Source organism: Curtobacterium phoenicis, from assembly GCF_047238015.1.
Classification (GTDB): domain Bacteria; phylum Actinomycetota; class Actinomycetes; order Actinomycetales; family Microbacteriaceae; genus Curtobacterium.
Genome location: NZ_JBDFLZ010000002.1, coordinates 1,157,540 through 1,178,962 on the forward strand (window position 1 = coordinate 1,157,540; position 21,423 = coordinate 1,178,962).

The 21,423-nt window shown below is 72.3% G+C and carries 18 protein-coding genes; 11 read left to right on the forward strand and 7 right to left on the reverse strand.

The genetic code is table 11. From position 1 onward, the window contains the following. Positions 1–84: 84 nt before the first annotated feature. Positions 85–1,416, forward strand: a complete 1,332-nt coding sequence (locus tag ABC270_RS05775; RefSeq protein WP_412879907.1) for a threonine/serine exporter family protein — start codon at positions 85–87, stop codon at positions 1,414–1,416. A gap of 138 nt (positions 1,417–1,554) precedes the next feature. Here ABC270_RS05775 and ABC270_RS05780 read toward each other — a convergent pair whose 3' ends face one another. Next, on the reverse strand, positions 1,555–3,216 hold the full coding sequence (locus tag ABC270_RS05780; protein ID WP_412879908.1) for a class I adenylate-forming enzyme family protein: 1,662 nt from the start codon (positions 3,214–3,216) through the stop codon (positions 1,555–1,557). Between the two features lie 258 nt (positions 3,217–3,474). Then, positions 3,475–6,027, reverse strand: a complete 2,553-nt coding sequence (locus ABC270_RS05785; protein WP_412879909.1) for an Ig-like domain-containing protein — start codon at positions 6,025–6,027, stop codon at positions 3,475–3,477. A gap of 265 nt (positions 6,028–6,292) precedes the next feature. On the opposite strand from ABC270_RS05785, the gene ABC270_RS05790 reads away from it, so the two are divergent. Both ABC270_RS05790 and ABC270_RS05795 read left to right on the forward strand, forming a co-directional pair. Then, positions 6,293–6,874, forward strand: coding sequence for a LemA family protein (locus ABC270_RS05790; RefSeq protein WP_412879910.1), 582 nt, complete (start codon positions 6,293–6,295; stop codon positions 6,872–6,874). Positions 6,875–6,902: 28 nt separating this feature from the next. Continuing rightward, entirely contained in the window at positions 6,903–7,799 is an 897-nt protein-coding gene (locus ABC270_RS05795; protein WP_412879911.1) for a M48 family metalloprotease, read from the forward strand. Between the two features lie 144 nt (positions 7,800–7,943). Here the strand turns inward: ABC270_RS05795 and ABC270_RS05800 are convergent, their stop codons facing one another. Continuing rightward, positions 7,944–9,212, reverse strand: coding sequence for a winged helix-turn-helix domain-containing protein (locus ABC270_RS05800; RefSeq protein ID WP_412879912.1), 1,269 nt, complete (start codon positions 9,210–9,212; stop codon positions 7,944–7,946). 95 nt (positions 9,213–9,307) lie between these two features. On the opposite strand from ABC270_RS05800, the gene ABC270_RS05805 reads away from it, so the two are divergent. The 3 genes from ABC270_RS05805 (at position 9,308) to ABC270_RS05815 (ending at position 12,524) form a co-directional block, all read left to right on the forward strand. Then, positions 9,308–10,546 (forward strand): AI-2E family transporter, encoded by a 1,239-nt coding sequence (locus ABC270_RS05805; RefSeq protein ID WP_412879913.1) that lies wholly within the window; start codon positions 9,308–9,310, stop codon positions 10,544–10,546. Between the two features lie 50 nt (positions 10,547–10,596). Further along, complete coding sequence (ilvA, locus tag ABC270_RS05810) at positions 10,597–11,856, forward strand: threonine ammonia-lyase (protein ID WP_412879914.1); 1,260 nt, start codon at positions 10,597–10,599, stop codon at positions 11,854–11,856. 176 nt (positions 11,857–12,032) lie between these two features. Continuing rightward, a complete protein-coding gene (locus ABC270_RS05815; RefSeq protein ID WP_412879915.1) occupies positions 12,033–12,524 on the forward strand; it encodes a hypothetical protein in 492 nt (163 codons plus the stop codon). A 120-nt stretch (positions 12,525–12,644) separates the two neighbouring features. Here the strand turns inward: ABC270_RS05815 and greA are convergent, their stop codons facing one another. Then, complete coding sequence (greA, locus tag ABC270_RS05820; RefSeq protein ID WP_412879916.1) at positions 12,645–13,133, reverse strand: transcription elongation factor GreA; 489 nt, start codon at positions 13,131–13,133, stop codon at positions 12,645–12,647. A 67-nt stretch (positions 13,134–13,200) separates the two neighbouring features. Beyond that, positions 13,201–13,689, reverse strand: a complete 489-nt coding sequence (locus ABC270_RS05825; RefSeq protein ID WP_412879917.1) for a DUF4307 domain-containing protein — start codon at positions 13,687–13,689, stop codon at positions 13,201–13,203. A 54-nt stretch (positions 13,690–13,743) separates the two neighbouring features. Between ABC270_RS05825 and mca the strand changes: the two genes are divergently transcribed. Both mca and ABC270_RS05835 read left to right on the forward strand, forming a co-directional pair. After that, positions 13,744–14,628, forward strand: a complete 885-nt coding sequence (gene mca, locus ABC270_RS05830) for a mycothiol conjugate amidase Mca (protein WP_412879918.1) — start codon at positions 13,744–13,746, stop codon at positions 14,626–14,628. Further along, positions 14,625–14,927 carry a hypothetical protein gene (locus tag ABC270_RS05835; RefSeq protein ID WP_412879919.1) on the forward strand — a complete coding sequence of 101 codons (303 nt, stop codon included), beginning with the start codon at positions 14,625–14,627 and terminating at the stop codon, positions 14,925–14,927. Before mca ends, ABC270_RS05835 begins: the two co-directional genes overlap by 4 nt. Before the next feature lie 89 nt (positions 14,928–15,016). Here the strand turns inward: ABC270_RS05835 and trhA are convergent, their stop codons facing one another. Next, positions 15,017–15,724: a PAQR family membrane homeostasis protein TrhA gene (gene trhA, locus ABC270_RS05840; RefSeq protein WP_412879920.1), complete on the reverse strand. Its 708-nt coding sequence runs from the start codon at positions 15,722–15,724 to the stop codon at positions 15,017–15,019. Positions 15,725–15,813: 89 nt separating this feature from the next. On the opposite strand from trhA, the gene ABC270_RS05845 reads away from it, so the two are divergent. From ABC270_RS05845 to phoH2, 3 genes are all read left to right on the forward strand, one after another. Beyond that, positions 15,814–16,599, forward strand: a complete 786-nt coding sequence (locus tag ABC270_RS05845; protein ID WP_412879921.1) for an isoprenyl transferase — start codon at positions 15,814–15,816, stop codon at positions 16,597–16,599. A gap of 144 nt (positions 16,600–16,743) precedes the next feature. Then, entirely contained in the window at positions 16,744–17,853 is a 1,110-nt protein-coding gene (locus tag ABC270_RS05850) for an aminotransferase class V-fold PLP-dependent enzyme (RefSeq protein WP_412879922.1), read from the forward strand. 450 nt (positions 17,854–18,303) lie between these two features. Next, complete coding sequence (gene phoH2 / locus ABC270_RS05855) at positions 18,304–19,665, forward strand: RNA 5'-3' helicase PhoH2 (protein ID WP_412879923.1); 1,362 nt, start codon at positions 18,304–18,306, stop codon at positions 19,663–19,665. Positions 19,666–19,902: 237 nt separating this feature from the next. On the opposite strand, the gene ABC270_RS05860 is transcribed toward phoH2, so the two are convergent. Further along, positions 19,903–21,324, reverse strand: coding sequence for a class II fumarate hydratase (locus tag ABC270_RS05860; protein WP_412879924.1), 1,422 nt, complete (start codon positions 21,322–21,324; stop codon positions 19,903–19,905). Positions 21,325–21,423: the final 99 nt, after the last annotated feature.

Genomic DNA, 21,423 nt, shown 5'->3' on the forward strand with positions numbered 1-21,423 from the left:
GCCAGCGCGCCGCCGCCGCCCGCCGCCACCCGCAGCGCGCCGCCGACCGCCGCGCCCGCTGCACGCCAGCTACGATCGACACTCGTGGTCGGACTCGGAAGCGCCATCGCCCAGCTGCGCAACACTCTCCGCCGTCCCGAACCGCACGTCGAGGTGATCGACGGCGAAGCGGTCCCGGTCGGCATGCTCCTCGGCACCCTCGGAGCCCTCCTCCTCGACGCCGGCAGCTCCGTCACCGACGTGCGTTCGGCACTCGAGAAGGCGCGCGACGCCGCCGGCATCGGCCCCGAGCTCGCTGTCGGGGTGCTCCCGGCACTGGTCATCGTCAGCGAGACCGCCAGCGGCGCTGCGACGATCGTCAACGCCGAGGGCGTCGAGCTGTCCGCGCGGCAGTCGGCCCGGGCGAACCGGATCGTCCTCGGGCTCGAGAGCGGCTCGATCGGTCTCGCCGAGATCCCCGCCCGCGTCCGTGCCATCCGCGCGAGCACTCGGCTCCCGGCACCGCTGCCGTGGATCCTCGGCAACGCCCTGACCTCGGCGGGCCTCGCCGTCGTGTTCCGTTGTCCGTGGTGGGCGGTGCTGCTGGCGCTCGGCGTCGGCGCCCTCGTCGGTGTGATCGGCATCGTCCTCCGGCGCTTCCGCGAGGCCCTGGCGATCGTGCCGTTCCTCGCCGCCTTCGTGTCGACGTCGATCGTCGGGCTCGTCGCCGCGGGGACCGGCTTCGGTCACGTGCCGTTGTTCGCGGTGTGCGCGCCGGTGGCGGTGTTCGTCCCGGGCGCGTTGATCACGAACGCCCTGCTCGAGCTCACCGCCGCCGACATCGTCACGGGCTCGTCGCGGCTCATGCAGGGCATCATCATGCTCGGCTTCATGGCCGCGGGCATCGCCGCCGGGAGCGCCCTGACCGGCCTGCACGTCGACCCGTCCTCGGCCGCGCTCGTCGGCGAGGTCGCGGCGGTCGGCACGGACCGCGGCGGGTGGGAGGCCGTCCCGCCCTACTGGGTCTCGTGGGTCGCGGTGGTCCTCCTCGCGGTCGGACTCGGGCTCGTGTTCCAGTCCGGCTGGCGGCTCACACTGGTGTCGGTGGTCGTGATGACGTCGGCCTACGGCCTCCTCACCGGCATCACCCCGCTCGGCGGGAGCGTGGTCGCGACGGGCGCGACCGCGGCGCTGCTGTTCGTCGCGACGCGCGTGCTCGAACGCATCGTCCCGGTCATCCCGGCGAACGTGTCGTTCTTCCCCGCGTTCCTCCTGCTCGTGCCCGGCACGGTGGGCCTCGTCGCGGTCGCGACGCTGTCCCCGGTCGCGCTCGCGACACCGCTCGCGACGTTCGTCAGCCTCTGCGTCGGCACGAAGATCGGCGGACTGCTGCCCGGCCTGTTCCGCCGGAACGCGCCGCACCGCGGCCCGGCCTGACCCACCGGCCTGGAGGCTCGTGGCGGGCCCGCACCGCGCCTCCAGGCCGGTGGCTGGCGCGTGGGCGCCGGGGGCGACCCACCAGTGCCGACCCGCCAGTGCCGAGCCGCCAGTGGTGACCGGGTCAGTGCCGACCCGTCAGGGGGCGATGAGGCGGCCCGCCGCCTGGTCCTCCGCCGCCGTCGCCTTCGCGAGGTAGTGCACCTTCTTGCCGGTGGCGTTGTACGGGAGCTCGGTGACGAACCGGTAGCGGCGCGGCCGCTTGTACCGGGCGAGGCCCGGGTGACCGGCGGTCCACTCCTCGAGGACGGCCGCGGCCTCGGTGTCGTCCTCCGGCAGCCGGCCGGGCGCGCGGACCACGAACGCGGTGACGACCTCGCCCCACTGCTCGTCCGGGACACCGACGACGATCGAGTCCGCGACGCCCGGGTGCTCCTGCAGGGCCGCCTCGACCTGCACCGGGTGGACGTTCTCGCCGCCCGAGATGATCATGTCGTCCTTGCGTCCGACGATCGTGACGCGCTCGTGCTCGTCCCACGTCGCGAGGTCGCCCGGGTAGAACCAGCCGTTCGCGAACTTCTCCGCCTCGAGTCCCGGGTTCCGGTACGAGTACCCGGACTTGACGGTGCGGACGGCGAACTCGCCGATCTCGGTGCCGTCCTTCGCGACCGTGTCGGACGGGTCGGCGAGCCGGTCCTCGAGGACGCGCACGACCGCGACGTCGTCGTCGGTGCTCGCGCGGCCGGTGGAGCCCGCGCCGTCGGGGAAGTCCTCGGGGCGGAGGAACGTGTTCCAGAAGGTCTCGGTCGTGCCGTAGCCGTTGAAGATCCGAGGCGACAGCAGCTCCTGGTAGCGCAGCGCCGCAGCCCGGTCGAGCGGAGCGCCCATCGTCACGATGCCGTGCAGGCTCGACAGGTCGCGAGGCCGTGCCTCCTGTGCGTTCGCGAGACCGACGAGGTTCGGGGGAGCGCCGATGAGGAACGTCAGCCGCTCGGACTCCACGAGGTCGAGGACCCGCTCGGGGTCGAAGTGCCGCAGCGTGGTGAGCTCGGCCCCGACGTAGAACACCGGGTTCGGGCCGCCCGAGTACAGCCCCCCTCGGTGGAACAGCGGCGACATGTTGAGGGTCTTGTCGAACGGGCTGAGCGGGAAGTGCATGATGACGTCGTGCGCGCTGAGCACCTCGACCAGGCTCGGGAGCGGGACCGGCTTCGGTCGTCCGGTCGTGCCGCTCGTGTAGAGCCGGGTCGTCTCGGCGTAGGTGTTCCGCGGCTCGACCGCGGCGATCTCCTCGGCGGTGACGGGAGTCGCGGCCAGGAGGTGCGCGAACTGGTCGTGCTCGCCGCCGACGGTCACGACGTGCGCGGGCCGGTGGTCGGACGCCTCGAGGGCCTGCACGATCTCGGCGTTCCGCGCGGCATCGTGGAGGAGGATGACCGGGGCGGAGTCCTCGATGATGAATGCCACCTCGTCCGGCGCCAGCCGGAAGTTCGTCGGCGAGAACACCGCTCCGATCCGGTGGCACGCGAGGTAGGTGATCGCGAACTCCGGGCCGTTGAAGAGCTCCACCATCACGACCGAGCCCGGGCCTGCGCCGTGCCGGACGAGCCACCCGCCGACCCGGTCGACCGCGTCGCCGAGCTCGGCGTACGTCCAGGAGCGACCGGTGTCCGGGTCGCGGAGAGCCGGGCGGCCGGCGAAGCGGTGGGTGTTCCGTGCGAAACCGTTCGCGTAGGTGAAGCTGCCCTCGAACACCTCGCGGAAGCGTGTGGCGTCGTAGTCGGATCGGGTGTCGGTCATCGTCGCTCCCTCGTGGCGTCCTCCCGCGGGGCGCTCACCGATCGTCAGCGTAGTGGCCACCCCGGGAGCGTGCTCGGGGCTCCTCGCTCGCCGGCCCGCGCGGCGATGCAGCTGCGGCGGTGGCTGGCGCGGGTGCGGCAGCGGTGGCTGGCGCGGCGGTGGCTGCGATGGCTGCGGTGGCTGGCGCGGCTGCGGCTGCGACTGCGGCGGGTGGCGTGGCTGCGACCGCGGCGGCCGACGCGGCGGACGCGGGCAGGTTCAGACGTCGGGGGCGGCGGCCGACCGCGCCCACAGACGGGCGACCAGGCCGGCGGCGACGCACAGCATGACGACGACGGCCCACGTGATCGGGGCGACGTGCGTGCCCGCGGCGCCGGAGTACACGGCAGCGGTCAACGCAGCGGCCACCGATGCGAGCGCGGCGTACCGGCTCCGCGCCTCGGCGAGGAGGACGGCTCCGACCGACCCGGTGAACGGCAGCAGCGAGACGACCGCCGCTCCGAGACCGCCGACGCACAGCGTGATCGCGACGTCCGACACGAAGGACGTCCAGACCCCGCCGCGGACCGCGACACTGTGCACGCCCCAGCCCGCGACCGCGACGACGAGGAACGCGGCCGACCGCCACGTGGCGCTGCGGACACGGGAGACGACGTCCGACCCGAGCCGCATCGGACCGGTGCCGAGGTCCGCACGGCCGGTCGGGACGAGCACGACCCCGACGACAAGCGCGGGGGACAGGTCGCCGGCACGGGTGAGCGCACACGCCACCAGCGCGGCCAGGACGAGCACGGGGGAGACGCGGTGTCCGACGAGGTGCCGGTCGCGGCCGGCCGCCCATCGGGTGGCGAGCACCGTCGCCGCCGTCAGGAGCGTGGAGCCGAGTGCGATCGCGAGCGTGAGTCGGACGTAGCGGGCCTCGAGCGAGACGCCGGTGCCGAGCAGCGTGCAGAGCGTCGCGATCGTCACCGAGGACACGATCGAGACCCACGTCGGCAGGGCGTCCTCCGCGAGCGACCGGCCCCGCGGGAGGTTCCGGCCCAGCAGCGCGGAGAAGGGCGAGCGGACCCGCCCGCGGACCACACCGGCGACCATCGCGAGCGGCACGAGGACGAGGACGAGGAACCCGGCGGCGACGGCGGTCGCGACGAGGACGGTCCGCCACGAGAACACGGACTGGATCGTCGGGACGGCCTGGTCGTACGCGGTCCGGGCACTCCAGTCACCGGCCGGCCCGGACCAGTCGAGGCCCCCACCCGCGCCGGGGCCGCTCGCGTGCGTCCCGCTGCCCGTCGTCCCGGAACCGCCGTCCGACCCGGTGCCGACGCCCGCCGAGGGTCCGGTGCCCGGTCCGCTCCCCGTCGCGGGACCGGTGCCGGCGGAACCGGTGTGGTGCGATCCGCCCGCAGGAGTGCCCTGGCCCGGGTTCCCCGACGCGCTTCCCGACGTGCTCGGGTCGGACGAGCCCGTCGTCGGGGTGGCCGAGGACGCGGCGACGAGGATCCTGACCCCGGAGGACGACCGCGAGGTGTTGCCCGCTGCGTCGCGTTGCACAGCGGAGACGACCTGCGGACCAGGGGCGATGACCGTGCCCGCCGTCGAGCACGACCAGCGACCGTCCGCGCCGACCGTGGCGATGCAGACCGGGGCGCGGCCGACCGAGACGGTGACGACGGCTCGCGGTTCACCGGTGCCGGACACCCGGAGCGGCTGTGTCCGCACGCTGTCGGCAGCGCGGGGTCCCAGGATCCGCGGCGCAGCGGGCGCGTTCCGGTCGAGGACGATCGTCCGGGGGGAGGACGCCGCGCTCCGGAGGTCCGACCGGTACCCCGTCGCCGTGCTCCCCGTCTGGGTCGCGACGAGCGTGAGCGTGCCGTCGCGGACGTCCCGGGGGAGCGAGACGACCCAGCGGCCGTCCCGCCCGACGATCGCTTCCCATGCAGCGGAGGAGCCCGAGGCGCTGAGGGCCACGGTCGCGCCGGGGTGACCGTCACCCGCCACCGTGCCGGTCGAGGTGCTGCGCGTGGCGACCGTCGGGGGCGTCACCACGTCGGACGACGGAGTGGCGGCGGTCCCGAGCGACGGTGCCGTGCGGTCGGACACCGTGAAGACCTGCGCCGGTCCGGACACCACGTTCCCGAGACACGACCAGGACCCGTCACGCTGCACCTGGGCGGAGCAGGTCACTGCGGGACCCGACGCCACCCGGAGCGTGTGCCCGGGGGTGCCTCGCCCGTGGAAGCGCGCGGTGCCGGTGGTGATGTCGCCGGGGTCGGCGATCGTCGGGGCGACCGGTGGCGTCGAGGTCGGCGGGGTCGTGGGGGTCGGATGGCCGTACACCGGACCGGTCGGGCTGTCGGAGGGGTCGGGGGTCGCGCCGGGCAGGAACCCGTCGGCGGGCTCGGTCGGCGCGTCGGTCGCGGCGCTCGACGCGGCCGTCGTGACGCTCGACGAGTCGGCCCTCTCCGCCGCGTCGCCCGACGTGTCGGTCGTGTCGGTCGTGACGCTCGCCGTGGCGGCCGTGGCGGCCGTGGCGGCCGTGTCGGCCGTGACGCTCGTCGCATCGGTCGCGGCGCTGGCGGTCGGGACCGTGCCGAGCCCGACCGCACCGAGCCCGACCACGGCTGCTGCGAGGACCGCGGCCCCCAGCACCGTCACGCCGGCCTGCCGGAGCAGCTGCACACGGAGCAGCTGCACACGGAGCAGTCGCGTACGGAGCTGCTGCGTCCCGATCTGCTGCGTCCGGGGTCGACGGACGGGGCCGTCGCCCCCGACGGCCCACTCGTCCACGTGCTCCCCGGGCGTGTTCACCGCCTCCATCCCACGTGATCTCGGCGCTCGCGTCAATCCGCCGCGCGGACGATCCGGCCTGCGCGGCCGCACCCCGAGCGTCCGGTGTGTACGACTCGGGAATCGCCCGTGAACCAGCAAGCGGGACGAGAGTGCGTCCTGTGCGTCGGTAGACTCTGCGATGGTCCGCGCGACCGCTGCACGACCGTTCCCGGCCGTCTCCGCCGCCCGGACCAGCCGACCGCGGTCACCGCGCGGTTCCCGACGCGCAAAGGAGTACGCCCGCATGGACACCGGTCTCGTCACGACGTTGGTCGTCGTCGGAGTGGTCGTCGTCGTCCTGGTGGTCGTCGGGATCTACCTCTGGGTGACGTACAACTCGCTCGTGACGCTGAAGGTCCGGGTCGACGAGGCGTGGAGCGACATCTCGGTGCAGCTCAAGCGCCGGGCAGACCTCATCCCGACGATCGTCGACACCGTGAAGGGCTACGCCGCGCACGAGAAGGCGGTGTTCACCGACGTGACCCAGGCGCGGGCGGAGACGCTCAGTGCCGGGGACGCGGCGGAGGCATCGGCTGCCGAAGGACACATGCAGAAGGCCCTCAAGAGCGTGTTCGCGGTGGCCGAGGGCTACCCGCAACTCCAGTCGAGCCAGAACTTCCTGCAGCTGCAGACGGAGCTCGTCGACACCGAGGACAAGATCCAGTCCGCGCGGCGCTTCTACAACGGCGGCGTCCGTGAGCTGAACACGAAGATCCGCGTCTTCCCGAACTCGGCGTTCGCGAAGAACCGCGGCTTCACCGAGGCGTCGTTCTTCGAGACCGCAGAGCCGGCGGCCATCGCCGAGCCGCCGCGCGTCCAGTTCTGACGCTCCCGCTCGGCCGCACCGTCCGACCGTGTACCGCGCGATCGCGCAGAACAAGCGCAACACCGTCCTGATCGTCCTGGCGTTCCTGCTGCTCGTGGGCGCGCTCGGCTTCCTCGGTGGGTACCTCGCCGGGAACGTGTCGATCGGCATCATCGTCCTCGTCGTCGCGATCGGCTACGCCGTCCTGCAGTACTTCACGGCCGCCCGACAGGCCACCGCGATCGCCGGGGCCGTCGAGATCGACCGCACCACCGAGCCGAGGCTCTGGCGAACGGTCGAGAACCTCGCGATCAGCACCGGGACGCCCATGCCCCGCGTCTACGTCATCGACGACCCGTCGCCGAACGCGTTCGCGACCGGGCGCGACCCCGAACACGCGATCGTCGCCGCGACGACGGGGCTGCTCGCGATCATGGACGACCAGGAGCTCCAGGGCGTGATGGCCCACGAGCTCGGGCACGTCCGGAACTACGACATCCGGGTGTCCACGATGGTGTTCGGCCTGGTCGTCGCCGTGGGGCTCATCGCGGACGTGCTGCTCCGGATCTCGATCTTCAGCGGGTTGAGCGGGCGGAACCGCAACGACAACAACGGCGGGAACAACCCGATCCTGCTCATCGCAGGGCTGGTGGCGGTCATCGTCGCGCCGATCGCCGCCGTGGCTGTGCAGGCGGCGGTGTCGCGGCAGCGCGAGTACCTCGCGGACGCCACGGGCGCGATGACGACCCGGCACCCCGAGGGCCTCGCCCGCGCGTTGGAGAAGCTCGGCGCGTACGGTCGGCCGATGCGCACGCAGAACTCGTCGATGGCACACCTGTGGATCGCGGACCCGATGCGCCCGGGTGTGATGGACCGGCTGTTCTCGACGCACCCGCCGCTGCCGGACCGCATCGCCCGCCTGCGCGGGAGCCTCGACCGGTTCTGACCGCGCCCGCACGACGAGCGCGACGCGACGAGCGTCACGGGCGGTGGTGAGCGTCTCCAGCGGCCCGGACGCGCGCCCCGCGCCCGACGGCGTACCTGCCGACCGGGAGGCACGTGGCGGCGCCCGCACGGGCCTCCCGGCCGGTCAGGCGGTGACGTCCAGATCGGGGGCCGGCTCCGCCACGTCCGCATCGTCTGCCACCTCGTGCGGAACCAGACGCACGCCGAGGGCGCCGGCCAGTGCCGCCGCAGCCGTCCCGCGGTCGGTGACCTCGATGTCGTCGAGCCCCTGCCAGGCCGCCGTCCGCCGGAGCACGTCGGCCAGCCGCTCGGCGTCGAGGTGCTCGCCCGGCTCCTCCCACGCCGTCCGGACCCGGAGCACCCCGCGCTGCCGGTCGCTCTTGAGGTCGATGCGCCCGGTCAGCCTGTCGTCCTGCAGGACGGGCAACACGTAGTACCCGAAGACCCGCTTCGGTGCGGGCGTGTAGATCTCGATCCGGTAGTGGAAGCCGTACATGCGCTCGGCCCGGCGTCGGAACCACACGACCGGGTCGAAGGGGCTGAGCACCGCGTCGGCCGTCAGCATCCGAGGCACCCGGGCGTCACGGTGCAGCCACGCGCGGTCCGCCCACCCCTCGACCCGCACGGGCAGGAGCTCGCCCGCGTCGGTCAGCTCGGTGAGGGCACGGCCGGTGTCGTCCGACCGCAGCCGGTAGTAGTCCGCGATGTCGGCCCGGGTGCCCACCCCGAGTGCCCGTGACGCGCGACGGACGAGCTCCCGCACGGCGTCGGGGCGGTCGGGGGCATCGTCGAGGAAGTGCTCGGGGAGGACCTGCTCGGGCAGCGCGTAGACCCGCTCGAACCCGGACCGACCGGCACTGACGACCTCGCCCCAGCGGAACATCTGCTCCAGGCCGATCTTGACGTCGCTCCACCCCCACCACGGCCCGCGCCGCACGTTCGACTCGTGCTCGACCTCGCTCGCCCGCATCGGACCCTCGGCGCGGAGCAGCGCGCGCAGCTCCCGCCGGACGCCCTCGGTGCGGACGACGGACTCGATGCGGTTCGGGCGGGCGTCCCGCTCCCGGAAGGCGTCCATGCGCCAGCGGAACAGGCGGAGGTCCTCGCGCGGGACGAACGCGGCCTCGTGCGCCCAGTACTCGGTGTACGGACCGCGTCGAGCGGTGGTGAGTCGGTCGAGCGTCGCCCGGTCGTAGGCGCCGAGGCGGGCGAACAACGGCAGGTAGTGGCTGCGCTCGAAGACGTTCACCGAGTCGATCTGCAGCAGGCCGAGCCGGGCGAACCCGGCGTTCAGCGCCCGGGTCGAGACGGCCTGGGAAGGGGCGGCGCCGAACCCCTGTGCCGCGAGGGCGACCCGGCGTGCCTCGGCGGCGGAGAGCGTCGTCCTGACCATGCCCCGACGCTACCGATCCGCACCGACATGCCCGACCGGTGCCCCGTATGCCTGATCCGGAACCTGTCAGGTTGTACATCGCTACAGTGGCGGGCATGGCCTGGGGCAAGAAGACTCATCCCGACCCCGTCGTCGAGGACTCGGTGCCCACGGGCATGCGGATCGCGGGGGCGTGGTCGTGGCGCGTGCTCGTCGTGGTCGGCGTGGTGGCGGTGTTCATCTACCTCGTCACGCTGTTCAGCGAGGTGCTCATCCCGTTCCTCATCGGCATCGTGGTGGCGTCACTGCTCGTGCCGCTCTCGAACTGGATGCAGCGGCACCACGTCCCGAAGTGGGTCGCCGTCGTGGTGAGCCTCGTCGGCGGACTCGCGGCCGTCGCCGGCTTGATCTGGCTCGTGGTCGACCAGATCGCCGCAGCGTGGCCGTCGCTCCGTGACCGTGCGCTCGAGCAGTACGACTCGGTGCAGCAACTGCTGAAGAACTCCGGCCTCGACATCAGCGAGAAGGAGTTCAACGGCTACCTGAACCAAGCGACGAACTGGCTGCAGGACAACTCCGGGTCGATCCTGTCCGGCGCCGCGAGCGTCGGGTCGTCGCTCACCCACGTGCTGACCGGCCTCTTCGTGGTCATCTTCACGGTGATCTTCCTGCTCATCGACGGCAAGAACGTCTGGCGCTGGGTCGTCCGGATCTTCCCGAAGAAGGCCCGTCCGGCCATCGACGGCGCGGGCGTCGCCGGCTGGACGACGCTCACGAGCTTCGTCAAGGTGCAGATCTTCGTCGCGTTCGTCGACGCGGTCGGCATCGGCATCGGGGCCGCGATCCTGCAACTGCCGCTCGTCGTGCCGATCGCCGTGTTCGTCTTCCTCGGCGCGTTCATCCCGGTCGTCGGTGCGATCGTGACCGGCATCCTCGCGGTGATCGTCGCGCTGCTCTTCAACGGGTGGGGCGCGGCGCTCATCATGCTCGGCGTCGTGCTCGCCGTGCAGCAGATCGAGGGCCACATCCTCCAGCCGCTCGTCATGGGCAACGCCGTGAAGGTCCACCCGCTGGCCGTCGTCCTCGGCGTCACCGCGGCGTCGGGTCTCGCGGGCATCGCCGGGGCCTTCTTCGCCGTCCCGCTCATCGCCACCCTCAACTCGATGGTCACCACGATCGCCAGCGGGAAGTGGCGCGGGCTCGACTCCGACCACGTGCTCGAGGCCAAGCAGCGCGACCACGCCGCCACCGTCGAGGCGAAGCGTCGGCGCCGGTGGCGCAAGCGGCACCGCGACGACGTCCCGGAGCCCGGCAGCGACGAGCAGCCGACCGCGGCGAAGGGCACCGCGGGCTGACGGAGCGTCACGAGTTCGCGGCGGTGCCTGCGAGCGACGATGATGGGCACGTGACCGACACCACCGCGCCCCAGATCCCGACCGCAGCGATCCCCACGCTCGCGGACATCGAGGCGGCCCGCGCGACCATCGCCGGGGTCGCCCGTGTCACGCCGATGGAGTCGTCGCAGTACCTGGCGGAGCTGCTCGGCTCGCCCGTACACCTCAAGTGCGAGAACCTGCAGCGCACCGGGGCGTACAAGGTCCGTGGTGCCTACAACCGCCTGTCCACCCTCACGCCGGAGCAGCGCGAGAAGGGCGTCGTCGCCGCGAGCGCCGGTAACCACGCGCAGGGCGTCGCGCTGGCAGCCCGTGAGCTCGGCATCCCCGCGACGATCTTCACCCCGGTCGGGGTCGCCCTGCCGAAGCTGCAGGCCACGCGGCACTACGGCGCCGACGTGGTCCTCCGCGGGCACTCGGTGGAGGAGGCCCTGAGCGCCGCCAAGGACTTCGCGCACCGCACCGGTGCCGTGTTCATCCCGCCGTTCGACCACCCCGCGGTGATCGCCGGACAGGGGACCCTCGGCCTCGAGATCCTCGACCAGGTGCCCGACGCCGACACCGTCGTCGTGCCGATCGGCGGCGGCGGGGTCATCGCCGGCATCGCCCTCGCGGTGAAGGGCATCGCCGAGCAGCAGGGCCGCACGATCCGCGTCATCGGCGTGCAGGCCGCGAACGCCGCAGCCTACCCGAGCTCGCTCCGGGCCGGCGAGCCGGTGACGGTGCAGACGACGCCGACCATCGCCGACGGCATCGCGGTGGCGCGCCCCGGTGACATGAACTTCCCGATCATCCGCGACCTCGTCGACGAGATCGTCACCGTGACCGAGGACGACGTCGCCCGGGCGCTCCTCGTGCTGCTCGAGCGCGCGAAGCTCGTCGTCGAGGCCGCCGGCGCGGTCGGTGTCGCAGCGATCATGGCCGGGTCGGTCCGCGACACCGGCAAGACCGTCGTGCTGCTGAGTGGCGGCAACATCGACCCGCTCATGATGGAGCGCATCATCACCCGCGGTCTCGTCGCGGCATCGCGCTACATCGGCATCCGCATCATGCTCCCGGACCGTCCGGGACAGCTCGCGCGGGTCGCGCAGGTCATCTCCGACGCGGGCGCGAACGTGGTCGAGGTGCTGCACACGCGGCACGGACAGGGCCTCGTGATCAACGAGGTCGCGCTCGACCTGTCGGTCGAGGCCCGCGGCCCCGAGCACGCGCAGGAGGTCCTCGGTCGTCTGCAGGAGGCGGGCTTCCGCCCGGAGATGATCGAGCGCTGACACGGCGGGAGCGCGCCCGCGGCGGGGGGCGTGCCCGCTCCGGGGCGCGCCCGCGGCGTCAGCAGACGTCACGTCAGCCGACCGCTCCGTCAGCAGACCGCACGGGTCCGGGTCCGCTCCGTCAGGGTTCCGTTCGCGGCGGCGACACCGGCCGGGAGGCGCGTGAGGCTGCCGTCATGACCCTCACGTCGATCCTCCCCAGCCTCCGCGCCTCGCTGCCCGACCCGCTCGACCCGACCGTGTGGCCCGCCGCCACCGCGGCGACGGTCGACGACGTGACGGTGCGGGCGGTGTCCCTGCAGCGGCTCGCGGCCGTCGCGGGGACGCCCTGCGTGCACACCGCCGAGGAAGCCCCGCCGCGGTACCGCCCGCGCGACTGGCAGCCGCGTACGGTGTGCGTGACCGTCGCCGCCGTGACGCGCGTTCGACGCCCGTGGGGCGTGCTCCTCGTCGAGCTCGACGCCGTGCTGCCCGACTGCGCGGTGCTGACCGAGGCCCGGCTGATCGGCCGCCCGTCGGTGGCGGCCGCCGCGGCCGTCACGGTGACCACGAACCCGACCGGCACCGCGGGCGTGGACGCGGTCCTGCCGGCGGACGTCGCGGTCGGCGACCTGGTGTGCTTCCCGTGCCGTCGCGCGCTGGCACTTCGGGACATCGTCGCGCGCTGAGCTCGGCCGGCGCCGTGGAACCACGAAACCGACGTCGAACCAGGGCGCTGGCCCGGTTCGACGTCGGTTTCGTGGTTCGATCCGCGCGGCACGTGCGCGGGTCGGTGCTGTTCGGGCCGACTAGGGCTGGTAGCGCTCGACCTTCGTGACCTCGACGGCGATCTCCTTGCCGTTCGGGGCGGTGTAGGTCGTCTTCTCGCCGGCGCGGAGGCCGAGGATGGCCGCGCCGACCGGGCTGACCGGGCTGTAAACGGTGAGGTCCGAGCCCTCGCCGACGATCTCGCGGTTGCCGACGAGGAACGTCGACTCGTCGCCCGCGATCACGGCCGTGACGACGGTACCGGGCTCGGCGGTGCCGTCGAAGTCCGCCTCGCCCACCGTGGCGTGCTTGAGCAGCTCGGTGAGCTGGCGGATGCGGGCCTCGATCTTGCCCTGCTCGTCCTTGGCGGCGTGGTAGCCGCCGTTCTCCTTGAGGTCGCCCTCTTCACGCGCCGCCTCGATGCGGTCCGCGATCTCCTTGCGCGCCGGGCCGGAGAGCTGCTCGAGCTCCGCCTGGAGGCGGTCGTGTGCCTCCTGGGTCAACCAGGTGCCCTGGGTGTCGTTGCTCATCGTGATCCCTTCGACAAAGAGCGAGACCGGCCGGTGTGGCCGGTCTCGCTCTGCGGATCACAGCAGTCTAGGGAACCCAGCAGTCGTGGATCAAGCCGGTCACGCCGCGGGTCGTCGTGCGGACCTCGGTCGAGATGGTCCGCGATCGCTGCTCGCTCGCCGGGATCGTCACGACCTTCCACCCCACGATCGTGTACGACTTGTCGAGCACCTGCACGGCGCACTCCGCCTCGGTGCCGGGGTCGAGGGACACCTGCGAGTGCACCACCGTCGTGTGGTCGGAGAGCACCTTGTACCCGAGGTCGTCGGTGTCGAGGCCGTGACTCGTCTGTCCCGGGCCCGCCCAGACCACCCACACGGCGAAGGTCACCGTGATCGCGATCGCGGCGATGATCGCGAGCATCCGCCCCCGGCGCCTGCGCGAGGGCGTCCGGCCGTACCGGTCGTCGAGCACGGCGGCGGTGGTGGCCGCTGCCGGCGCCGGTGTGGCGGGGTGCTGCTGTTCGGACAGTTCGGGGCTCCCGGGGTGATTATCCTGATGACCAGGGTAGTTCACGCCTGGCTGTGCGCCGCCCGCGTCCGCGACCGTCCCTGACCGCGAGGAACCCCCGTGCCGTACCGTCTGCTCGCCGTCCACGCCCACCCCGACGACGAGTCGAGCAAGGGAGCGGCGACCGCGGCGAAGTACGTCGCCGAGGGCAACCAGGTCCTCGTCGTGTCGTGCACGGGCGGCGAGGCCGGCGACATCCTCAACGACCAGCTCGGCGAGCCCGCGACGACACGCGCGCACCGCGACATGGCCGGGTACCGCCGCACCGAGATGGCCGCCGCGCAGCAGGCCCTCGGCATCGACCACGTGTGGCTCGGCTACCACGACTCCGGCCTCCCGGAAGAGGGCGAGACCGTCCGCCCCGGCACGTTCGCGACGGTCCCGCTCGAGTACTCGACCGAGGCGCTCGTCCGCGTCGTGCGCCGCTTCCGGCCGCACGTGCTCGTCACCTACGACGAGAACGGCGGCTACCCGCACCCCGACCACATCCGCGCGCACGAGGTGTCCGTGGCGGCCTGGCGCGACGCCGCCGACCCCGCGAAGTACCCGGAGGCGGGCGAGCCGTGGGCGGTCGCGAAGCTCTACTACGAGCGCACGTTGAACCCACGCCGGTTCCGTGCCCTCTACGACGCCATGGTGGAACGCGACCCGGAGGGCCCGGGTGTCGAGCAGCTCCGCGAGTGGGTCGAGCGGTTCGCCGACCGACCGGACCTCGCGACGACGCACGTCGACGTCCGCGGGTACTTCGACGCCCGTGACGCCGCCCTGCACGCGCACGCGAGCCAGGTGCCGCCGGACAGCTTCTTCTTCTCGTGGCCGAACGACCTCCTCGCGACGGTGTGGCCGACCGAGGACTACCAGCTCGTCGAGGCCCGCGTGCCGACGTCGACGCCGGAGTCCGACCTGTTCGCGGGGATCCCGGCAGACGAGGACACCACCGCGTGAGCACCACCTGGGCGACGATCGCCGCCGCCACCCCCAGCCCGAGCCCGACGTCGGTCGTCCCGGACGTCGACGTCACCCCGGGTGTCGCCGGCTTCATCGCGATCGCGGTCGTCGCGGTCGTGACGATCCTGCTCGTCGTCGACATGACGCGACGCATCCGTCGGACGCGCTACCGCGCCGAGATCCGCGAACGCCTCGAGGCCGAGGCGGGCGCCGAGGGCGCCGCGACCGACGAGCCGGAGCGGCGTGCCACGGAGGACGGCCGCACCGACGTCGGCGACGACACCGAACGCGGGTAGACGCGACCGGAAGACGGCCGGGAGGCTCGGGGCGGGCCCGCCACGAGCCTCCCGGCCGTCAGGTGAGCACGTCGAGTCCTGCCGCGCGCTCAGCGCACCGGGTCGAGCGCGACGATGAGGACGCCCACCCACTGGGCAGCGAAGGCGACCACGGTGAAGGCGTGGAAGACCTCGTGGAAACCGAAGACCGTCGGCGACGGGTCGGGACGCTTGAACCCGTAGACGAGCGCGCCGAGGATGTACGCGAGTCCGCCCGACAGGACCAGCACGGTCATCGGGACGCTCGCGGCGAAGAACTGGGGCAGCAGGCCGAGCGCAGCGCACCCGAGGACGAGGTAGATCGGGACGTAGAGCCAGCGCGGAGCACCGATCCAGAGCACGCGGAACGCGATGCCGAGGGCGGCACCGGACCACATCACCCACAGCACCACGACCATGAGCGTGTGCGGCAGGGCGCAGATCGCGATCGGCGTGTACGTGCCCGCGATGAGCAGCAGGATGTTCGTGTGGTCGATCCGCTTGAGGACCTTCTTCACCGTCGGCCCCCACGGGAACCGGTGGTACGTCGCCGAGACGCCGAACAGCAGGAGCGAGCTCGCCATGAACACGGCGCTCCCCGCCTTCGCTGCCGGTGACGCCGCGAGGCACACGAGCACGACGCCCATCGCGATCGCGAACGGGAACGTGCCCAGGTGGATCCAGCCGCGCCAGGCGGGGCGGGGCGGTTCGGTCGCGGTCGACGCCTCTTCGGTGAAGGGGACGTGCGGGAGGGTCCCGGTGCCGTTCGTGGCCTGCATGGGGCGACAGTAGGGCCCCAGTCCGAACGTCCGCCGAACACGCTTTCGGTCCTGGGGGTCCGTGAGCATCGGTGCACTACAGTCGTCCCGTGGCGAGCAGGGTGGGACCGACGGGACGGGGCATCCTCTACCGCGCCTACCAACGCCGCATCCGGATGCAGATCGACGGCGCTCCGACGCCGAAGCACGTCGCGATGATCGTCGACGGCAACCGACGATGGGCGAAGCAGCTCGGACTCGACTCCGCGGCGCACGGCCACCGCGCCGGTGCCGCGAAGATCCCCGAGTTCCTCGACTGGTGCGACGACCTCGGCATCGAGGTGGTGACGCTCTACCTGTTGTCGTCGGACAACCTCACGGGCCGCGGTGGAGAGGAGCTCGAGGACCTCGTCGGGATCATCGGGGAACTCGCCGGGGTGCTCGCCGACCACCGGGACTGGCGGGTGCAGCACGTCGGGTCGAACGAGGGGCTGCCGTCGTCGCTGGTGGCCGCGCTCGTCGACGCCGAGCAGCGCACGGCCGACCACACCGGCCTGCACGTGAACCTGGCGGTCGGCTACGGCGGACGCCGGGAGATCGCCGACGCGATGCGCAGCATCGTGCGGGCCCACGGCGAGGACGGCGGCACGCTCGACACCCTGGCCGAGGTCCTCACGCCCGAGCTCATCGGCGACCACCTCTACACGCAGGGGCAGCCCGACCCGGACCTCGTGATCCGGACCTCGGGGGAGCAGCGGCTGTCGGACTTCATGCTGTGGCAGAGCGCGCACAGCGAGTTCTACTTCGTCGAGGCCTTCTACCCGGACCTCCGCGAGGTCGACTTCCTGCGGGCGGTCCGCGACTTCGGGCTGCGGTCGCGGCGGTTCGGCGGCTGACCGCGCGGATCGGCCGGTTCGACCCCGTGCGTGCGCGGCCAGCGACGTGGCTGCTCGCCGTTGCGCACAGCGGACCGAGTTCGGCCCGTCGCTGGCCGTCCCAGTAGACTCACAGGGTTTTTCGTCCCACGGAAGGTTGCACCTGTGAACACCGACGAGTACGCCGCGGGCTTCGCTGAGGAGGCCGGCTACCTCGACCACGCCGCGTTCGGCCCGGTCCAGACAGCGGTGCTCGAGGAGCAGCGGGTGCTCGGCACGATCCAGGAGCACATGCGCTTCGGGGCGATGGAGACGCTCGACGAGCAGGACGCCCGCGTCCGCACGGTGGCCGCCCGGCTCGTCGGACGCCGCGACGACCAGGTCGTCTCGCAGACCGCGACGACCCCGGGCCTCGTGCACACCGCGTTCGGGCTGACCGGCGGCGTGCTCGTGTCGGCGGACGACTACCCGTCGATGCCCCTCGCGCTCGCGTCGGCTGCGTCGTCCACCGGCGGTCGGGTGCAGCCGGTCGTGATCGAGTCCGGCGCCGGGTGGACCACGCCGTCGCTGATCCGGGAACGCCTGACCGACGACGTCACCGCCGTCGCGGTCTCGCTCGTGGACTGGCGCACCGGCTACCTCGTCGACCTCGCAGCGATCCGCGAGGTCATCGGCGACCGCCTGCTCATCGTCGACGCGATCCAGGGCTTCGGCGTCGTCGACGTCCCCTACGAGGTCGCCGACGTCGTCGCCACCGGTGGCCAGAAGTGGCTGCACGCCGGGTGGGGAACCGGGTTCGTGGCCTTCAGCGACCGGGCGCTCAACCGTCTGCGTCCGGCGTTGTCCGGCCCCGCGGGGACCACCGGGTGGCCGGACGAGGTGCCGTCGGTCCGGCCCGGTGCCGCCGGCTTCCGCTCGACGCGGATCGACCCCGTCGCACAGGCCCGGCTCGCGGTGTCGCTCGAGCGCCTCGCGTCCGTCGGGGTGTCCGCCGTGCAGGAGCGTGTGTCGGACCGGGTCGAGCGGGTCTTCGACATCGCGGACGAGTTCGGCCTCGTCGTGGAGTCCAGCCGCGACCCGCGCGAGCGTGCGGGCATCGTCGTCCTGCGGCCGCCGCAGGGGCGTCTGACGGCGCTCTCGGCGGCGATGCACAACCACGGCGTCACGGTGACGACCCGCTCGGGGACCGCCCGGGTGTCGCCGTTCGCCTCCACGACGGACGAGACGCTCGACATGTTCCGCGACGCCTGCCTGTCGTACGCCACGATGCCGTAGGGGCGTGCGCCGCTGGGGCCTGCCGCGGCGCGGGGCGCGGGGAGCGGATCGCGAAAGCGACAGATGCGACGGGATGCGCGCGCGGATCCTGTCGCTTTCGCGAAAGCGACAGATCTGACTGAACCGAAGGCCAGACACTGTCGCTTTCGCGATGGCGACCGACCGCCGGACGGGAGGCGCGGGACGGGCGCGCACCGTGCCTCCAGGCCGGTGCCACACGCGTCAGGCGTGACGCGTCACGCGTGACGCGTGACGCGTGACGCTCAGGCTGCGTTCACGCGACCGTAACCGGACACGCCGCGTGTCGTGATTCCGCGCCGCCGACGTCAGTCGTAGGTTGACCGCATCGGGCACCGCGCCCGATCGAAGCGGCCGCAGCAGGTGCTTCGAGACCCGCTCCAGTGGCCGCGTCGAGGACAAGGACCGGGTCCCTCGCGGCCCGGGGATGGAGTGGTCGTGACCTCTCAGAACGTCTCTCGCGGAACCGAGCACCAGCCCACCGCGGACTCGTCCACACCGGTCGCCCAGCGCACGTACGTGCTCGACACCTCCGTGCTCCTCAGCGATCCGCGGGCACTGTTCCGCTTCGCCGAGCACGCGGTCGTCCTGCCCGTGGTGGTCGTCAGCGAGCTGGAGTCGAAGCGCAACGACCCCGAGATCGGGTACTTCGCGAGGCAGGCGCTCCGGATCCTCGACGACCTGCGGGTCGAGCACGAACGACTGGACTTCCCGATCGCGATCGGCGACGGGGGTTCGCTGCGCGTCGAGTTGAACCACTCCAACCAGGCGGTCCTGCCCTCCGGGCTGCAGCTCGGGGACAACGACTCGCGGATCCTCGCGGTCGCGATGAACCTCGCGAACGACGGCCTCGACGTCGTCGTCGTGTCGAAGGACCTGCCGTTGCGGGTCAAGGCATCGTCGATCGGCATGGCGGCTGAGGAGTACCGCGCTGAGCTCGCGGTCGACAGCGGCTACACGGGCCTCACCGACCTCCAGGTGTCCGGCGAGCAGATGGCCGACCTCTACGAGCACGAGGAGATCCGTTCCGCCGCGCTCGCCGACGTGCCGGTCAACACCGGTGTCGTCATCCACTCCGAGCGCGGCTCCGCCCTCGGTCGCGTGCACACCGCCGGCTCGGTGGCGCTCGTGCGCGGTGATCGCGAGGTGTTCGGTCTCCGCGGCCGGTCCGCCGAGCAGCGACTCGCGATCGATGCGCTCCTCGACCCGGAGATCGGCATCGTGTCGCTCGGCGGCGCGGCCGGCACGGGCAAGTCGGCCCTCGCGCTCTGCGCCGGACTCGAGGCGGTCCTCGAACGGCAGCAGCACAAGAAGATCATGGTCTTCCGGCCGCTCTACGCGGTCGGCGGTCAGGAGCTCGGGTACCTGCCGGGCGACGCCGCCGAGAAGATGAACCCCTGGGCGCAGGCCGTGTACGACACCCTCGGCTCGGTGGTGTCGGACAACGTGCTCGACGAGGTGGTCGAGCGCGGGATGCTCGAGGTCCTGCCGCTCACCCACATCCGGGGCCGCTCCCTGCACGACGCGTTCGTCATCGTCGACGAAGCCCAGTCGCTGGAGCGGAACGTCCTCCTCACGATGCTGTCCCGGATCGGGCAGAACTCGCGGGTCGTCCTGACGCACGACGTGGCGCAGCGGGACAACCTCCGGGTCGGTCGGCACGACGGCATCGCGTCGGTGATCGAACGGCTCAAGGGGCACCCGCTGTTCGCGCACGTGACGCTGACCCGCTCGGAGCGCTCGGCGATCGCGGCGCTGGTGACGGAGATGCTCGACTCGCCCGACCTCGTGTAGGCGCGGCGCGGGGCGGGCGGCGCGCGGCAGCCTGCGGCTGCTCAGCACAACCAAAGTCACCTCGAACCACGTGGATACGTGGTTCGAGGTGACTTTGGTTGTGCGGCGGCGGCAGCAGCGCGAACGGGCAGGCGGGCGGGCGGGCGCCGTGAGGGCGACCGCATGACGGACGGGAGGCACGGTGCCAGCTGGCACCGCGCCTCCCGTCCGAAGTGCGGTCGCGTCGCGCGCGGCGCGTCAGTTCGGGTGCGTCATCGACAGAACGTCGAGGGCGCTGTCGAGCTGCTCCTCGGTGACCTCGCCCCGCTCGACGTAGCCGAGGGCGACGACGGCTTCTCGCACGGTGATGCCCTCGGCGACGGCGTGCTTCGCGACCTTGGCGGCGGCCTCGTACCCGATCACGCGGTTGAGCGGCGTCACGATCGACGGCGACGACTCCGCGAAGGCGCGAGCGCGGTCGAGGTTGGCCTCGAGGCCGTGGACCGTCTTGTCGGCGAGCACCCGCGAGCTGTTCGCGAGCAGGCGGATCGACTCGAGCAGGGCCGTGCCCATCACCGGGATCGCGACGTTCAGCTCGAACGCTCCCGACGCGCCGGCCCACGCAACGGTCGCGTCGTTGCCGATCACGCGGGCCGCGACCATCAGGGTGGCCTCGGGGATGACCGGGTTGACCTTGCCGGGCATGATCGAGGAACCGGGCTGGAGGTCGGGGATGTGGAGCTCGCCGAGGCCGGTGTTCGGCCCGGAGCCCATCCAGCGGAGGTCGTTGTTGATCTTCGTGAGGCTGACCGCGATGACCTTGAGCGCGCCGGACGCCTCGACGAGTGCGTCGCGCGCACCCTGCGCCTCGAAGTGGTCGAGCGCCTCGGTGATGGGCAGTCCGGTGTCCTCGGCGAGCTGCGCGATGACTTCCTGCGGGAAGCCCTTCGGGGTGTTGATCCCGGTGCCGACCGCGGTCCCGCCGAGCGGTACCTCGGCGACGCGGGGGAGGGTCGCGTTGACGCGCTCGATGCCGAGGCGGATCTGTCGCGCGTACCCGCCGAACTCCTGCCCGAGGGTCACCGGGGTGGCGTCCATGAGGTGGGTGCGCCCGGACTTCACGGCGTCGGCCCAGAGCGTCGCCTTCCGCTCGAACGCCTCGGCGAGGTGCTCGAGCGCGGGGACGAGGGTGCGGATGAGCGCCTCGGTCACGGCGACGTGCACGGATGTCGGGAACACGTCGTTCGAGGACTGCGAGGCGTTCACGTGGTCGTTCGGGTGCACGGCCGTGCCGACGACGTCGGAGGCCAGCGTCGCGAGGACCTTGTTCATGTTCATGTTCGACGAGGTGCCGCTGCCGGTCTGGTAGACGTCCACCGGGAACTGGTCGTGGTGCTGCCCGCCGATGATCGCGTCCGCGGCCGCGACGATCGCCTTCGCCACCGACTCGTCCACGATCCCGCGGGCTCCGTTGACGATCGCGGCCGCACGCTTCACCCGTGCGAGGGCGACGATCTGCGAGGGCTCCAGACCGCTGCCGGAGATCGGGAAGTTCTCGACGGCGCGCTGCGTCTGGGCGCGGTAGAGCGCCGACTTCGGCACCCGGACCTCGCCCATGGTGTCGTGCTCGATGCGGAAACCGTCATCGGTCGTCGCTGCGGTCTGGGTGGTGTCGGTCACGTCGTCGTGGTCCTTCCTGGGTGTGCTCCGGCGCGGTTGCGTCGGTCGGTGCTGCGACGGTGGTGGTCCGCCGCGTCGGTCGTGGCGGCTGGTCGCCGT

What these genes read in the sequence shown, in the direction of transcription:
- ABC270_RS05780 (WP_412879908.1), bottom strand. Translation starts at nt 3,216, where the DNA reads ATGACCGACACCCGATCCGACTACGACGCCACACGCTTCCGCGAGGTG.
- ABC270_RS05790 (WP_412879910.1), top strand. Translation starts at nt 6,293, where the DNA reads ATGGACACCGGTCTCGTCACGACGTTGGTCGTCGTCGGAGTGGTCGTC.
- ABC270_RS05800 (WP_412879912.1), bottom strand. Translation starts at nt 9,212, where the DNA reads ATGGTCAGGACGACGCTCTCCGCCGCCGAGGCACGCCGGGTCGCCCTC.
- ABC270_RS05805 (WP_412879913.1), top strand. Translation starts at nt 9,308, where the DNA reads ATGGCCTGGGGCAAGAAGACTCATCCCGACCCCGTCGTCGAGGACTCG.
- ABC270_RS05815 (WP_412879915.1), top strand. Translation starts at nt 12,033, where the DNA reads ATGACCCTCACGTCGATCCTCCCCAGCCTCCGCGCCTCGCTGCCCGAC.
- greA (WP_412879916.1), bottom strand. Translation starts at nt 13,133, where the DNA reads ATGAGCAACGACACCCAGGGCACCTGGTTGACCCAGGAGGCACACGAC.
- trhA (WP_412879920.1), bottom strand. Translation starts at nt 15,724, where the DNA reads ATGCAGGCCACGAACGGCACCGGGACCCTCCCGCACGTCCCCTTCACC.